The sequence below is a fragment of the Enterobacter cloacae complex sp. I1M genome (assembly GCF_014982425.1).
Taxonomy (GTDB): Bacteria; Pseudomonadota; Gammaproteobacteria; order Enterobacterales; family Enterobacteriaceae; genus Enterobacter; species Enterobacter intestinihominis.
In genome coordinates, this window is sequence record NZ_JADCLG010000005.1 from 131,341 (window position 1) to 144,783 (window position 13,443).

General features: G+C 54.6%; 15 protein-coding genes. 9 read left to right on the top strand and 6 right to left on the bottom strand.

The genetic code is table 11. The features are described from left to right. Positions 1 to 44: 44 nt before the first annotated feature. The 3 genes from INF86_RS02245 to INF86_RS02255 all read right to left on the bottom strand — a co-directional run bounded on the left by INF86_RS02245 (position 45) and on the right by INF86_RS02255 (position 3,183). Entirely contained in the window at positions 45 to 728 is a 684-nt protein-coding gene (locus tag INF86_RS02245) for an oligogalacturonate-specific porin KdgM family protein (protein WP_003862842.1), read from the bottom strand. Positions 729 to 1,045: 317 nt separating this feature from the next. After that, the gene (locus INF86_RS02250) at positions 1,046 to 2,224 is read right to left on the bottom strand and encodes an acetyl-CoA C-acetyltransferase (RefSeq protein ID WP_022649256.1); all 1,179 of its coding nucleotides are present in this window, start codon (positions 2,222 to 2,224) and stop codon (positions 1,046 to 1,048) included. Between the two features lie 92 nt (positions 2,225 to 2,316). Further along, on the bottom strand, positions 2,317 to 3,183 hold the full coding sequence (locus INF86_RS02255) for a LysR family transcriptional regulator (RefSeq protein ID WP_032626067.1): 867 nt from the start codon (positions 3,181 to 3,183) through the stop codon (positions 2,317 to 2,319). 101 nt (positions 3,184 to 3,284) lie between these two features. Here INF86_RS02255 and INF86_RS02260 point away from each other — a divergent pair, with 101 nt between their 5' ends. Together INF86_RS02260 and INF86_RS02265 are read left to right on the top strand one after the other, a co-directional pair. Next, a complete protein-coding gene (locus INF86_RS02260) occupies positions 3,285 to 3,749 on the top strand; it encodes a multidrug/biocide efflux PACE transporter (RefSeq protein ID WP_022651793.1) in 465 nt (154 codons plus the stop codon). A gap of 116 nt (positions 3,750 to 3,865) precedes the next feature. Then, complete coding sequence (locus INF86_RS02265; RefSeq protein ID WP_022649259.1) at positions 3,866 to 5,095, top strand: amino acid permease; 1,230 nt, start codon at positions 3,866 to 3,868, stop codon at positions 5,093 to 5,095. Between the two features lie 33 nt (positions 5,096 to 5,128). Here INF86_RS02265 and INF86_RS02270 read toward each other — a convergent pair whose 3' ends face one another. Further along, positions 5,129 to 5,401 (bottom strand): GNAT family N-acetyltransferase, encoded by a 273-nt coding sequence (locus INF86_RS02270; RefSeq protein ID WP_006811846.1) that lies wholly within the window; start codon positions 5,399 to 5,401, stop codon positions 5,129 to 5,131. A 10-nt stretch (positions 5,402 to 5,411) separates the two neighbouring features. Continuing rightward, complete coding sequence (yjdI, locus tag INF86_RS02275; protein WP_022649260.1) at positions 5,412 to 5,642, bottom strand: 4Fe-4S mono-cluster protein YjdI; 231 nt, start codon at positions 5,640 to 5,642, stop codon at positions 5,412 to 5,414. A gap of 452 nt (positions 5,643 to 6,094) precedes the next feature. Here yjdI and INF86_RS02280 point away from each other — a divergent pair, with 452 nt between their 5' ends. From INF86_RS02280 to INF86_RS02310, 7 genes are all read left to right on the top strand, one after another. Then, positions 6,095 to 6,283: a general stress protein gene (locus INF86_RS02280; protein ID WP_022649261.1), complete on the top strand. Its 189-nt coding sequence runs from the start codon at positions 6,095 to 6,097 to the stop codon at positions 6,281 to 6,283. Between the two features lie 90 nt (positions 6,284 to 6,373). Continuing rightward, on the top strand, positions 6,374 to 6,871 hold the full coding sequence (locus INF86_RS02285) for a ferritin-like domain-containing protein (protein ID WP_003862851.1): 498 nt from the start codon (positions 6,374 to 6,376) through the stop codon (positions 6,869 to 6,871). 62 nt (positions 6,872 to 6,933) lie between these two features. Beyond that, positions 6,934 to 7,440 (top strand): ferritin-like domain-containing protein, encoded by a 507-nt coding sequence (locus tag INF86_RS02290; RefSeq protein WP_022649262.1) that lies wholly within the window; start codon positions 6,934 to 6,936, stop codon positions 7,438 to 7,440. Between the two features lie 17 nt (positions 7,441 to 7,457). After that, on the top strand, positions 7,458 to 8,330 hold the full coding sequence (locus INF86_RS02295; RefSeq protein ID WP_193543185.1) for a manganese catalase family protein: 873 nt from the start codon (positions 7,458 to 7,460) through the stop codon (positions 8,328 to 8,330). 70 nt (positions 8,331 to 8,400) lie between these two features. Continuing rightward, positions 8,401 to 9,804, top strand: coding sequence for a cytochrome ubiquinol oxidase subunit I (locus INF86_RS02300; protein ID WP_003862857.1), 1,404 nt, complete (start codon positions 8,401 to 8,403; stop codon positions 9,802 to 9,804). Beyond that, positions 9,804 to 10,814, top strand: a complete 1,011-nt coding sequence (gene cydB / locus INF86_RS02305; RefSeq protein WP_022649265.1) for a cytochrome d ubiquinol oxidase subunit II — start codon at positions 9,804 to 9,806, stop codon at positions 10,812 to 10,814. The genes INF86_RS02300 and cydB overlap by 1 nt, the downstream gene beginning before the upstream one ends. Before the next feature lie 8 nt (positions 10,815 to 10,822). Then, positions 10,823 to 12,448, top strand: a complete 1,626-nt coding sequence (locus INF86_RS02310) for an alpha-amylase family protein (RefSeq protein ID WP_045622067.1) — start codon at positions 10,823 to 10,825, stop codon at positions 12,446 to 12,448. Here the strand turns inward: INF86_RS02310 and INF86_RS02315 are convergent, their stop codons facing one another. After that, a complete protein-coding gene (locus tag INF86_RS02315) occupies positions 12,449 to 13,435 on the bottom strand; it encodes an SDR family oxidoreductase (RefSeq protein WP_023298529.1) in 987 nt (328 codons plus the stop codon). Positions 13,436 to 13,443: the final 8 nt, after the last annotated feature.

Below are 13,443 nucleotides of genomic sequence, written 5' to 3' on the forward strand. Positions count from 1 at the left end.
AAGCGAAGCGCCACCCGGCGGTTTTTAGCGAAGAAGCTGGATTATCAGAAGGAGTACGCCACGCCTAAACGGAAACGGGTCTGGCGTTCGTCAGTGTCTTTAACCCCCACGTTGCCCACCTCAACATACGGTGCCCAGTTTTTATCCCATTTGTAGGCCAGCTTGGCGTTATATTCATTGGAATAATCTTTATTGTTATTTCGGGCCACGCCTTCAGAGCTTTTCGCGTAAACATAGTTCAGCTCGGTACGCCAGTCACCTAATACCCAACCGACCCACGCATCACCACGGTTAACTTTATCATCGTCCTTATTTGAGCTTGACGGGTAGCGGGTATATTCATAACGGTAACGCGCGGCCACGTAGAAGCCATTATCGAAACTATATTGCACATGCAGATTCGGTTTATAAATGGTACGACTGTCTGTGCTTTCAATCGTAAACGCAGGCGTCAGGGCGATATTGTCTGTCGCTTTCCAGCGCCAGCTAATCTGATCTTCGTGACCGTTCCCCACCACATCCGCGAATGGCTGATCTGCCTTGTCCCCGCCTGATTTCCACTTCGCCTCGACTGAAAAACCGAAGCCATTGTCAAAGCGGTGCGAGACGGCAACACGGTCGGCATTCGAGCCGCTGTCAATATATTCGTGACGCAGATCGACGGTAACGGCGCTAGCCGCAAAAGAGGCACTAATAAGGGAAGCAAGGAGCAGAGATTTCTTAAACATGAAAAAACCCTCAATTAAAATAACGTTTCGTTTTTATGAAACTTGAGTTTATTTTTTATGTACCGTTATTTTAGTGACAAGGATCGAAATTATTTGTTTCATTTTTTTTGGCAAAGATCGACGTGAACCTCATCAACAAAAAAGGCGTATAACGCATAAATTCCAGGCGTGAGATCACACTAAGAACTTCACAAAGCGAATAATTCACCGCGCAATAATTATTGTGGGCTCAAGAAAGAACGCAGAAGTGTTAAAAAAGGATTCTGCGGACATAAAAAAACCTCCCGAGGGAGGCTTTCTGTGCGCAGAGGGGGAGATTACCGTTCGATAGCCAGGGCTACCCCCTGCCCTCCGCCAATGCAGAGCGTTGCGATCCCTTTTCGGGCGTTACGCTTTTTCATTTCGTGGACTAGCGACACCAGAATGCGGCAGCCGGAAGCGCCAATAGGATGACCGAGCGCGATCGCACCGCCGTTGACGTTGACCCGCAGCGGATCCCATTCCAGCATTTTCCCGACCGAGATCGCCTGTGCAGCAAAGGCTTCATTGACTTCAATCAGATCTACATCGTTCAGCTGCCAGCCCGCCCGCTCAAGACAGCGGCGCGTGGCATAGACCGGGGCGATCCCCATTAACGCAGGATCAACACCCACGCTGGCAAACGCTTTGATGCGCGCCAGTACCGGCAGCGCCAGCTCCTGGGCTTTGCTTTCACTCATCATCATCACCGCCGCCGCACCGTCGTTAATGGAGGATGCGTTACCTGCCGTTACAGAACCGAGCGTTTCGAAGGCCGGATCGAGTTTTGCCAGCCCTTCTGCGCTGGCATCGGTGCGCGGCTGCTCGTCGGTATCAACGATGAGCGCTTCGCCGTTCTGGCGTTGGGTACTGACCGGGACAATTTCATCGCGAAAACGGCCGGAGTCGATCGCCGCGCGTGCTTTTTGCTGCGAGCTAAGCGCATACGCATCCTGAAGCTCGCGGCTGATGCCGTATTCCCGCGCCAGGTTTTCCGCCGTTACGCCCATATGGTAGTCGTTGAAGGCGTCCCACAGCCCGTCATGAACCAGGCTGTCAAGCAGTTGACTGTTCCCAAGCTGCGCGCCGGTCCGGCTGTCGGTCAGGACATGCGGGGCGCGGCTCATGTTTTCCTGCCCTCCGGCAATGACCACGTCCGCTTCACCGCACTGGATGGCCTGCGTCGCAAGATGGAGCGCTTTCAAACCTGAACCACAGACGTCGTTGATGGTAATCGCCGAAACGGTGTTAGGCAGGCCGCCTTTCAGCGCCGCCTGGCGCGCAGGGTTTTGTCCCGCGCCAGCGGTCAGCACCTGGCCGAGGATCACCTCATCAATTTCATGTGCGGCAACCCCGCTGCGTTCCACCAGCGCTCTTACCACCACGCTGCCGAGATCAACCGCAGAGTGACGCGCAAGCGCTCCCTGAAAACAGCCGATAGCCGTACGTAACGCACCCACTATAACGACATCTTTCATCACGACCTCTGTGCAAAATGACATGACGATAGTAGAGGATTGTTATCAACAATTGACGCAAATGTTTAAAATTAGTGAGTTTAGTCACAGGATTATCGTGCGTCCTGCAAGTACTGGCGCAGCCAGCTTCCGGCGACGCCGGGCGGGGTTCTTTTGTTCCATACCAGATCGATGGCAATCGACCTCGGCCAGCCCGGCACGTTCAGCTGCACCAGCGATTTCGATGCGGCAAATTCGTCGACCAGCGCGCAGGGTAACGCGCACCAGCCAAAGCCCTGTACCGCCATGCTCAGCAGCAGCAGGTAGTTCGGCGCAGACCAGACCGGCCCGCGCGCAAGGGGCGCTTCCCGTTCAAGATAGGTACTCAGCCGCAGCTCGCGCCAGCCATGCAGCTCGTCCGCCTGCGTCTCATGTTGCCCTGCCAGAGGATGTCCGGCAGAAACGTAAATAGCCATCCGCGTCTGCATAGGCAGGCGGGTCGCGCCAATATCGGTCGGGTAGCTGTCGCGTGCTTCCGTCAGGCCAATTTGCGCCCGCTCCTTTTGCAGCAGATCGATCACGTCCTCCTCTTCCCCAATCAGACACTCGAATTCGGTGTGCGGAAAACGCTGGTCGAACTGGCTCATCATCTCTTCCAGTACGGCCGGGTTAAGCGTATCGGAGAGAACAAAGGTAAAACGCGCCTCCGTTTGCGCCGTTAAGGATACGGCCAGCTCATCAAGGCGCGCGCTGGCGGCGAGGATTGACTGGACATAGCCCAGCACCTGTTCACCCTGGGCGGTTAACACCGGATGACGGCCCGAGCGATCAAACAGCTCAAAGCCAAGGTCAGCTTCAAGGTTGGCGATGGAGGTGCTGATGGTGGACTGGCTTTTACGCAGCCGTCGTGCCGCAGCTGAAAACGAACCTGCGGCGACAGTTTCAACAAACGCGGTCAGTGCTTCGGGAGAATAACGCATGATGTATCTACTTTATCGATGGATACCATCTTTTATATATCACCTTAAGCGATAAGAATAGGCCGCATCAACGCCCATACTGGCGTCTATATGAGGTAAATATGCAACATCAGGATGCACTCCAACGTAAATTGCCGGAGCGGATCTTCCATGCCGTCTGTTTTGAAGGTATTGCTACGGCGATCCTCGCCCCTACGGCCGCGTGGCTAATGCAGCGCTCGGTGGTTGAAATGGGGGGTCTCACTATTATTCTGGCGACCACGGCAATGCTCTGGAACATTATCTATAACTTTGGCTTCGACCGTTTCTGGCCTGTCCAGCGGGTGAAGCGCACGGCAAAAGTGCGCGCCCTGCATGCGCTGGGTTTTGAATGCGGCTTTATTGTGATTGGCGTAACCATCGTTGCCGCCGTGCTGGGCGTGACGCTGCTCCAGGCCTTCACGCTGGAGATTGGTTTCTTCCTGTTCTTCCTGCCGTACACCATGCTCTACAACTGGGCGTATGACACCCTGCGGGAGAAAATTATCAAGCGCCGCCAGCAACGTCGCGCCCTGGCAAGCGAATGACCTTCCGGCCGGAGACCTTCTCCGGCCCAACCCCAGCGAAGCAACGGCGACCTCAACGCATAATTATGGTAAATTGCACTCCTTTTTGTTCGTTTTATAGTTGATACGTTGCTCTAATGTCGAAAATTTGGTCAAAAGAAGAGACTCTCTGGAGTTTCGCCCTCTACGGCACTGCCGTGGGCGCAGGAACCCTGTTCTTGCCCATTCAGCTCGGCTCTGCTGGCGCAATTGTCCTGCTGATCACCGCCCTTGTGGCGTATCCCTTAACCTACTGGCCGCATAAAGCGCTGGCGCAATTTATTCTGTCGTCGAAGACGAAAGGCAACGAAGGGATCACCGGTGCCGTTTCCCATTACTACGGCAAAAAGATCGGCAACCTCATCACCACGCTCTATTTCGTGGCCTTCTTTGTGGTGGTTCTGATTTACGCGGTGGCGATAACCAACTCACTTACTGAACAGCTGGCGAAACGGATGACGGTGGATACCAGCGTGCGGATGCTGGTGAGTTTTGGCGTGGTGCTGATTTTGAATCTGATCTTCCTGATGGGGCGGCACATCACCATTAAGGTGATGGGTTTCCTTGTCTTTCCGCTGATCGCCTATTTCCTGTTTGTCTCGCTGTATCTGACGGGCAGCTGGCAGCCGTCGCTGCTGACCAGCCAGATGGCCTTCGACCAGCATACGCTGCACCAGGTGTGGATATCGATCCCGGTGATGGTTTTCGCTTTTAGCCATACCCCGATCATCTCGACCTTCGCCGTAGATCGTCGCGAGAAATACGGTGAAGAGGCTATGGGTAAATGCAAAAAAATCATGAAAGTGGCGTACCTGATCATCTGCCTCAGCGTGCTGTTCTTTGTGTTCAGCTGCCTGCTTTCGATTCCACCGTCCTATATCGTGGCGGCAAAAGAGGAAGGGGTGACGATCCTGTCCGCGCTGTCGATGATGCCTTCGTCCCCGGCATGGCTGGGCATTTCCGGCATTATCGTGGCAATTATAGCGATGTCGAAATCGTTCCTCGGCACCTATTTTGGCGTGATTGAAGGGGCAACGGAAATTGTGAAATCGTCGCTGAATCAGGTGGGGGTGAAGAAAAGTCGCGCCTTTAACCGCGCGGTTTCGATTCTCGGCGTGTCGCTGATTACCTTTGCGGTCTGCTGCATCAACCCGAATGCGATCTCAATGATTTACGCCATCAGCGGTCCGCTTATCGCCATGATCCTGTTCATCATGCCGACGCTGTCGACGTACCTGATCCCGTCGTTAAAACCGTACCGCTCCATCGGTAACCTGCTGACGCTGATTGTGGGTGTGCTGTGTGTGTCGGTGATGTTTGTCGGTTGAGTGTGCTGCCCGGCGCAATGCCGGGCATCTGTTTTACGCCCGAATATCGTCATACTCCCGCGTATTATCAAACTCATGTTTCGCAAACGGACACAGCGGGATAATTTTACGGTTCTCCCCGCGCATCTTCTCTACCACCTTTGCCACCAGCTGTTTACCCACTCCCTGCCCTTTCAGGCTCGGATCCACATCGGTGTGCTCGATGATGCTCAGATGCTCGCCGGTCGGGACAAAGACGATCTCCGCAACCTGATTGCCTTCGGCGTCGTTGACATAAAACTTGTTATGGCCTTCAAGAATATCCATGGTTCCTCACTTATTTTAGGCGGTACTTCAGCGCACCGCTCGGGCAGGTATCAATTACGCGCGCAACAGTTTCTGCATCCACTTCATCCGGTGCGATCCAGGGTTTACGCTTCAGGTCGAACAGCGCCGCGCTGCCGCGTACGCAGTTGCCCGAGTGTTTGCAGATCCCTGTGTTGAAGTAGACATCGATTTTCTCACCGGTATAGGCCCGGTACCCTGCATCCAGTAGCTCCTGATCCATGACATTGCCTCTGTAATTATTGTGGTGACAAATGCAGCATACCCTCACCCGATCCGCCTGACCACGTCAAAAACGACGATCGGATACACTGTTTCGGCTCGTTATTTTACTTCTCGCTTAAGACTATTCCGATTATAAAGAATCAGGTCGGCAAGATATATTTTTGCGCTACGTCAATTCTTGTAATCATTTCCGCCGCGTTCATATTAAGATTATTAGCTAAGCGGAATCCTAACGACACAAGTTATTTATCCCTAAGCAATGGATTTACTTCCAATTTTCAAAAAACGTAACGAAGCGGTATTTTCCCCGCATCTCTGGAAATGGCGCAAAACAACCCAGACAGGAAATTTGACTCTTCTCACATAACGACTAATGTTAATTTCTGAACGACAACTGATACGAATTACTTATCGTATCACCTGACATAAACGCAACATGAGGGTTGATATATGGCAGAGCAACATCGTGGTGGTTCCGGTAATTTCGCGCAAGACCGTGAAAAAGCATCAGAAGCTGGACGTAAAGGCGGCCAGCACAGCGGCGGTAATTTCAAAAACGATCCGCAACGCGCATCTGAAGCGGGTAAGAAAGGGGGACAGAACAGTCACGGCGGGGGCCGTAAATCTGATAACTCCTGATCTTATTTAAAGCTCTTATAAATATACCGAGAGCATGCTGCGGGCCTGTCGGCTCGCAGTACCTTCCCTTTATTTCACTGGAGCGAATATATGAATATGAAAACTGTTGAAGATGTATTTATTCACCTGTTATCCGATACCTATAGCGCTGAGAAGCAGCTGACCCGCGCGCTAAGCAAGTTAGCCCGCGCCGCATCAAGCGAGAAGCTGAGCGCTGCGTTCACGGCTCACCTTGAGGAGACGCAGGGACAGATCGAACGTATCGATCAGATTATTGAGCAGGAATCCGGCCTCAAGCTGAAGCGCATGAAATGCGTTGCAATGGAAGGCTTAATTGAAGAAGCCAACGAAGTTATTGAGAGCACTGAGAAAAACGAAGTGCGTGACGCTGCATTAATTGCCGCCGCACAGAAAGTCGAGCACTACGAAATTGCCAGCTACGGCACCCTGGCCACCCTGGCTGAACAATTAGGCTATAAAAAAGCCGTTAAACTTCTTGCAGAAACACTGGAAGAAGAAAAAGAAACCGATCTCAAATTAACCGATCTGGCTGTCGGCAATATTAATCAAAAAGCCCAGAAAGGATAAATAATAATTTAATGAGCATCAGCACCAACAATTAACCAGAAAATAAATCACAGGAGTTAATTATGAATCATGTAGAACACTACCATGATTGGCTACGCGATGCCCATGCGATGGAAAAGCAAGCCGAATCCATGCTGGAATCAATGGCCAGCCGTATTGATAATTATCCCGACTTACGTGCACGAATTGAACAACACGTTAATGAAACTAAACATCAAATTACCGTGCTGGAAGAAATTCTCGACCGCAATAATATTTCCCGTTCGGTCATAAAAGATTCCATGAGCAAAATGGCGGCGCTCGGCCAGTCCATTGGCGGCATGTTCCCTTCCGACGAAATTGTTAAAGGCTCCATCAGCGGCTACGTTTTTGAGCAGTTTGAAATTGCCTGCTACACCTCTCTGCTGGCCGCGGCCAAACAAGCGGGCGATACCGCCTCCATTCCAGCCATTGAATCCATTCTGGAAGAAGAGCGCCAGATGGCGGACTGGCTGATTCAACATATTCCACAGACGACGGAACAGTTCCTGCTGCGCTCCGACGCGGACGGCGTTGAAGCGAAAAAATAACGGAAGAGGGAGAAACTATGTTTCGACACGTAAAACAGCTGCAATACACGGTACGCGTAGCCGAACCGAATCCGGGTCTGGCTAATCTTCTGCTTGAGCAGTTTGGCGGGCCACAGGGCGAACTTGCCGCGGCATGTCGTTACTTTACGCAAGGATTGAGCGACGACGATCCCGGTCGTAAAGATATGCTGATGGATATCGCGACCGAGGAGTTAAGTCACCTGGAAATTATCGGCACCCTGGTGGGTATGCTTAATAAGGGTGCGAAAGGTGAACTGGCGGAAGGCGTTGAAAATGAAGCGGAGCTGTACCGGTCCATGACCGAAAACGGCAACGACAGTCATATCACTTCCCTGCTCTACGGGGGCGGTACTCCGCTCACTAACTCCGCAGGCGTACCGTGGACGGCGGCGTACGTGGATACCATTGGCGAACCCACCGCGGATCTGCGCTCTAACATTGCGGCCGAGGCGCGCGCCAAAATTATCTACGAACGGCTTATTAACGTAACGGACGATCCAGGTGTTAAAGATGCGCTGGCGTTTTTAATGACGCGTGAGGCAGCACACCAGCTTTCGTTTGAGAAGGCGCTCCAGTCGATCCGTAACAACTTCCCACCGGGTAAATTGCCGCCAATCGAAGAGTACACCAACAAGTACTACAAAATGTCTGAGGGGGGAGAAGTTCGCGGAAGCTGGAACAGCGACAAGCACTTCGACTACGTGGAATCTCCTCAGCCAGCGGTCGATGGCGGTGACGGCGGCGCAAGCGTAACGCTCACAACAGAGCAGGCTACGCTGGTCAAAGCAATGTGCGCACGTACGAAATCCGATCCTAAAGCCGATCCGCTTACCGGTGCCGAGCTTGGCGCGGGTAAGAAAAAACCGTAACCGGTTTTGCCAGGCAGCCTGAGGCTGTCTGGCAATGCCTTGTGGGCTATCAGTTCCAGAGGTACGGAGCATGTTCGAGCTTGATGCGTTTCATCTGGCCAGGATACAGTTCGCCTTTACCGTCTCTTTCCATATTCTCTTTCCGGCAATCACCATCGGGCTTGCGAGCTATCTGGTGGTTCTCGAGGGCATGTGGCTTCGCACAAAAAATGATGTCTGGCGCTCGCTTTACCATTTCTGGCTGAAAATTTTCGCCGTTAACTTTGGTATGGGCGTGGTTTCCGGGCTGGTAATGGCCTACCAGTTTGGGACTAACTGGAGCGGATTTTCCCAGTTCGCAGGCAGCATAACCGGCCCTCTGCTCACTTATGAAGTCTTAACCGCCTTCTTCCTCGAAGCCGGTTTCCTGGGCGTGATGTTGTTCGGCTGGAACAAGGTCGGCCCCGGCCTGCACTTCTTTGCCACCTGCATGGTAGCGCTGGGCACGCTGATGTCCACCTTCTGGATCCTCGCCTCCAACAGCTGGATGCACACCCCGCAGGGCTTCAGTATTCAGAACGGTCAGGTCATTCCCGAAGACTGGCTGGCCATTATTTTTAACCCCTCATTCCCATACCGTCTGATCCATATGTCCATCGCCGCCTTCCTGTGCAGCGCCTTGTTTGTGGGCGCGTCCGGGGCATGGCATCTGCTGCGCGGCAACGACACGCCCGCTATTCGCAAAATGTTCTCCATGGCCATGTGGATGGCGCTGCTGGTCGCGCCCATCCAGGCAGTCGTTGGGGATATGCACGGCCTGAATACGCTTGAGCATCAGCCTGCCAAAATCGCCGCGATTGAAGGCCACTGGGAAAATCCGCCCGGCGAGGCTACCCCGCTGCTGCTGTTCGGCGTACCGGATATGGAGGAGGAGCGCACCAAATACGGGCTTGAAATTCCGGCGCTCGGCAGCCTGATCCTGACGCACAGCCTGGATAAACAGGTCCCGGCGCTGAAAGATTTCCCGAAAGAGGACCGCCCGAACTCGCTCATCGTCTTCTGGTCTTTCCGCATTATGGTCGGCATGGGGCTGCTGATGATTACGCTTGGTGTGCTGAGCGTCTGGCTGCGCTATCGCCGCCGACTCTATCACTCGCGACCATTCCACTGGTTTGCCCTGTGCATGGGGCCAGCCGGACTGCTTGCGCTGCTCGCCGGGTGGGTCACCACCGAAGTGGGCCGCCAGCCGTGGGTCGTCTACGGCTATCTGCGCACGATAGATGCGGTGTCTCTGCACAGCACGTTGCAGATGAGCATCAGCCTGCTGGCCTTTATCGTGGTCTACTGTTCGGTATTTGGCGTGGGTTATGTGTATCTCGCCCGGTTGATAAAGAAAGGGCCGCAGCCTGTCGGCACGCTAACGTCTAATACGTCGGGCACCCCTGCCCGTCCGCTGTCCGCCGCCGAGTCTGTTCCGGAAGAGGAGAAGATCTGATGGGCGTCGATATCCCGGTCATCTGGTTTGCCATTATTGTCTTCGCCACGCTGATGTACATCATCATGGACGGTTTCGATCTCGGTATCGGCATGCTGTTCAGCTTTGTGGGCGATGCCAAAGAACGCGACGTGATGGTGAACAGCGTCGCACCGGTATGGGACGGAAATGAAACCTGGCTGGTTCTCGGCGGCGCAGGGTTGTTCGGCGCGTTTCCGCTGGCCTACGCGGTGATTATCGATGCCCTGACCATCCCGCTCACGGCCATGCTGATCGGGCTTATTTTCCGCGGCGTGGCATTTGAGTTTCGCTTTAAGGCGACCCCTTCCCACCGCAAATTCTGGGACTATTCTTTTGCTGGCGGTTCCCTGCTGGCAACCTTCAGCCAGGGGATCGTGGTCGGCGCGATGATCAACGGCTTTGACGTGGAAGGGCGACGCTTTGTGGGCTCCTCGCTGGACTGGTTAACCCCGTTTAACCTGTTCTGCGGGCTGGGTTTGATTGTCGCCTATACCCTGCTGGCTACCACATGGCTGATCATGAAAAGCGAAGGCGCGCTGCAAAACCGGATGCGTGAGCTGACCCGGCACGTGCTGCTGGCCCTGATCGCCGTTATTGCGGTGGTGAGTATCTGGACCCCGCTCGGCTGGCAGTTTGTCGCCGAGCGCTGGTTTACACTGCCTAACTTCTTCTGGTTCCTGCCGGTTCCGGTTCTGGTGGCGGTATTCAGCCTGTGGATCTGGCGGCTGACGCGCAATCCCGACAGCCATGCCCGTCCGTTCCTGTTAACGCTGGGCCTGATTTTCCTCGGCTTTAGCGGACTGGGCATCAGCCTGTGGCCACACATTATCCCGCCGCACATCACCCTGTGGGAAGCCGCCGCGCCGCCTGCCAGCCAGCTGTTTATGCTGATCGGCACGCTGTTAATCATCCCGGTGATCCTGGTTTACACCGCCTGGAGCTACTACGTCTTCCGGGGCAAAGTGTCTGATACCGAAGGTTATCACTAAGGATTGCTATGGCAGGCTGGCATACACGCGCCATTATTTACCAGATTGATACCGCCCTGTTTTACGATCTTAACGGCGATGGTTGTGGCGACATCGCCGGGATCGCCGCGAAGTTGCGCTACATCCGCCGGATGGGCGCGACGGTTATCTGGATCACCCCGTTTTACCTCACCCCTTTTCTCGATGAAGGCTATGACGTAAGCGACCATTTGCAGGTCGATCCCCGCTTCGGCAAGCTCAACGATATCATCGCCTTTATTGAACAGGCGCGGGAGCTGGGGATGAAGGTCATTATTGAGCTGCTGATCCAGCACACCTCGGATGCGCATCCCTGGTTTCAGCAAGCCCGCCGCAACCCGCAGTCACCCTACCGTGACTATTATCTCTGGTCTGACACGGACGAGGACGATACGCCACCGATGTTCCCCGGCGTGGAAAAGAGCGTCTGGACATGGGACGACGAAGCGGGGCAATACTACCGGCATATGTTTTATCACCACGAGCCGGATCTCAATCTGGCCTCCCCGGCGGTGCTGAAGGAGGTTGAGAACATCATCATCTTCTGGCTAAAGCTCGGGGTGTCGGGCTTTCGCCTGGATGCAGCGTCGCACCTGACAAAACAGGCCGGGCGTGGAGATGAAAAACGCGGCCTGTGGATCCTGGAGCATCTGCGCCGTCTTATCGAACAGCGCAATCCGGACGCGATCCTGCTCGGCGAAGTCGACGTGGAGGTCGACGCCTACAAAGATTATTTTGGTCAGAATGACCGGCTCAACCTGGTGCTGAATTTCTGGCTCAATAAGTACTTTTACGTCAGCCTTGCAGAGAAGAGCGCACGACCGCTGCGCAACGCGGTGAAAAAGATGATTGTGCCGCCGGACTCCTGCTGCTTCGCCAACTGGCTGCGCAATCATGATGAGCTGGATCTGGAAGGGATAGGCAAAAAAGCAAAGCAGACCGTCATTGATGCCTTCGCCCCTGATGAAGAGATGAGCGTGTATCAGCGAGGGATCCGCCGCCGTCTGGCGCCGATGCTTAAGGGCGATCGAAAGCGGCTGGCCTTTTGCCATGCGGTCTTGTTTTCGCTGCCGGGCGTACCGGTCATGCGCTACGGGGATGAAATTGGAATGGGCGATGATTTAGATCTGGAGGAGCGTTACGCCGTACGCACCCCGATGCAGTGGGCCGGATCGCAGGGCGGCGGTTTCTCAGATGCCGACCCGGAAACCTTTATCGCCCCAATGATTGACCATGGTCCGTACCGCTATCAAAAAATCAACGTGGCGGATTCGCTGTTGCACCGCAACTCCCTCCTGCACTGCATTATCGATATCGCCAATACGCGCTCGGAGTTTCCTGAGATCGGCGTCGCGCCGTTTCGTCTTATTACTATCGACAACGATGCGGTACTGGGGATCTATTACGAAACCGACACGCGCAGCATTCTGACCTTCGTTAACTTCAGCGATAAGCCCGTTAATTTTACCGCCAGAGGGATCCGGCATGCGACCTGGACCGCATGCCTGGCGGACAAACGCTACGACGACGCGCTGGTATGCGGCAAAACCGTCGCGCTTAACCTCAGCGGCTATGGCTACCGCTGGTTCTGGACCGATCGTACCGCACTGCGCTGATTATCGTCTCCGCGAGAGCAGCAGACGCGCCACGATCGCGCCCGTGACGGCGAGGGAGCCGAGCAGCACTTTCCCCGGCATGCCGGAGGTAACGCTGGTGGCGCGCTCTTTTGCTTCGTCGGTGAAATGCCCGTGGATTTTATGCAGATCGTTAACCGGCTGATCCAGATAGTCCTGACGGTCATCCGCATTTAGCGTATCGGTCATCTGCCCTTCCCAGGCCTTTTTAACCATCAGCCGGTCCAGAAAACCGGGGAAAAGAAACTGCCCGACAATCGACTGGACGGTGCTGCTGCCCACCCATAGCTCCCGCACCGGTTTCTGCGCCACCTTAAAAATAGCGCTGGCGGCCACTTCCGGCTGAAATACGGGAGGAACCGGGCGCATCGCCCAGGCAAATTTATTCCTCGCCCACTCGAACTGCGGCGTATTGAGGCCCGGCATCTGTACCATTGCGATCTGCACCCGGCTGTTTTCATGCATCAGCTCGGTGCGTACGGCATCGGTAAATCCGCGGATCGCGGCCTTCGCGCCACAGTAGGCTGACTGCAAGGGAATGGAACGGTAGGCCAGCGCGGAGCCAACCTGAATAATCGTTCCGCGATCGCGAGGGGTCATTAACTCCAGCGCGGCGCGGGTGCCGTTAACATAGCCCAGATAGGTCACCTCGGTGACGCGGCGAAACTCCTCCGGGGACATGGTGCGAAACGGCGCCAGCATCCCGCCCATGGCGTTATTCACCCACACATCGATGGCTCCAAGCCGGTATTCAATTTCGTTAGCAGCATCGGTCACCGCCTTGCTGTCCGCCACGTCGGCCTGAACGGCACACGCGTTGATCCCGAAACGGCGCAACTCCTCTTCTGTGGAGCGCAGGCTCTGCTCATCGCGGGCAATAATGCCTACATCGTAGCCCGCTTTAGCAAAGTGCAGCGCCGTGGCTTTCCCCACGCCCGCCGTACCGCCGGTAATAACGATAACAGCCATAGCCTTTC

Bases quoted from the DNA above. Each gene is read 5' to 3' on its own strand.
- INF86_RS02245 (WP_003862842.1), bottom strand. From the start codon at position 728: ATGTTTAAGAAATCTCTGCTCCTTGCTTCCCTTATTAGTGCCTCTTTT.
- INF86_RS02250 (WP_022649256.1), bottom strand. From the start codon at position 2,224: ATGAAAGATGTCGTTATAGTGGGTGCGTTACGTACGGCTATCGGCTGT.
- INF86_RS02255 (WP_032626067.1), bottom strand. From the start codon at position 3,183: ATGCGTTATTCTCCCGAAGCACTGACCGCGTTTGTTGAAACTGTCGCC.
- INF86_RS02260 (WP_022651793.1), top strand. From the start codon at position 3,285: ATGCAACATCAGGATGCACTCCAACGTAAATTGCCGGAGCGGATCTTC.
- INF86_RS02265 (WP_022649259.1), top strand. From the start codon at position 3,866: ATGTCGAAAATTTGGTCAAAAGAAGAGACTCTCTGGAGTTTCGCCCTC.
- INF86_RS02270 (WP_006811846.1), bottom strand. From the start codon at position 5,401: ATGGATATTCTTGAAGGCCATAACAAGTTTTATGTCAACGACGCCGAA.
- yjdI (WP_022649260.1), bottom strand. From the start codon at position 5,642: ATGGATCAGGAGCTACTGGATGCAGGGTACCGGGCCTATACCGGTGAG.
- INF86_RS02280 (WP_022649261.1), top strand. From the start codon at position 6,095: ATGGCAGAGCAACATCGTGGTGGTTCCGGTAATTTCGCGCAAGACCGT.
- INF86_RS02285 (WP_003862851.1), top strand. From the start codon at position 6,374: ATGAATATGAAAACTGTTGAAGATGTATTTATTCACCTGTTATCCGAT.
- INF86_RS02290 (WP_022649262.1), top strand. From the start codon at position 6,934: ATGAATCATGTAGAACACTACCATGATTGGCTACGCGATGCCCATGCG.
- INF86_RS02295 (WP_193543185.1), top strand. From the start codon at position 7,458: ATGTTTCGACACGTAAAACAGCTGCAATACACGGTACGCGTAGCCGAA.
- INF86_RS02300 (WP_003862857.1), top strand. From the start codon at position 8,401: ATGTTCGAGCTTGATGCGTTTCATCTGGCCAGGATACAGTTCGCCTTT.
- cydB (WP_022649265.1), top strand. From the start codon at position 9,804: ATGGGCGTCGATATCCCGGTCATCTGGTTTGCCATTATTGTCTTCGCC.
- INF86_RS02310 (WP_045622067.1), top strand. From the start codon at position 10,823: ATGGCAGGCTGGCATACACGCGCCATTATTTACCAGATTGATACCGCC.
- INF86_RS02315 (WP_023298529.1), bottom strand. From the start codon at position 13,435: ATGGCTGTTATCGTTATTACCGGCGGTACGGCGGGCGTGGGGAAAGCC.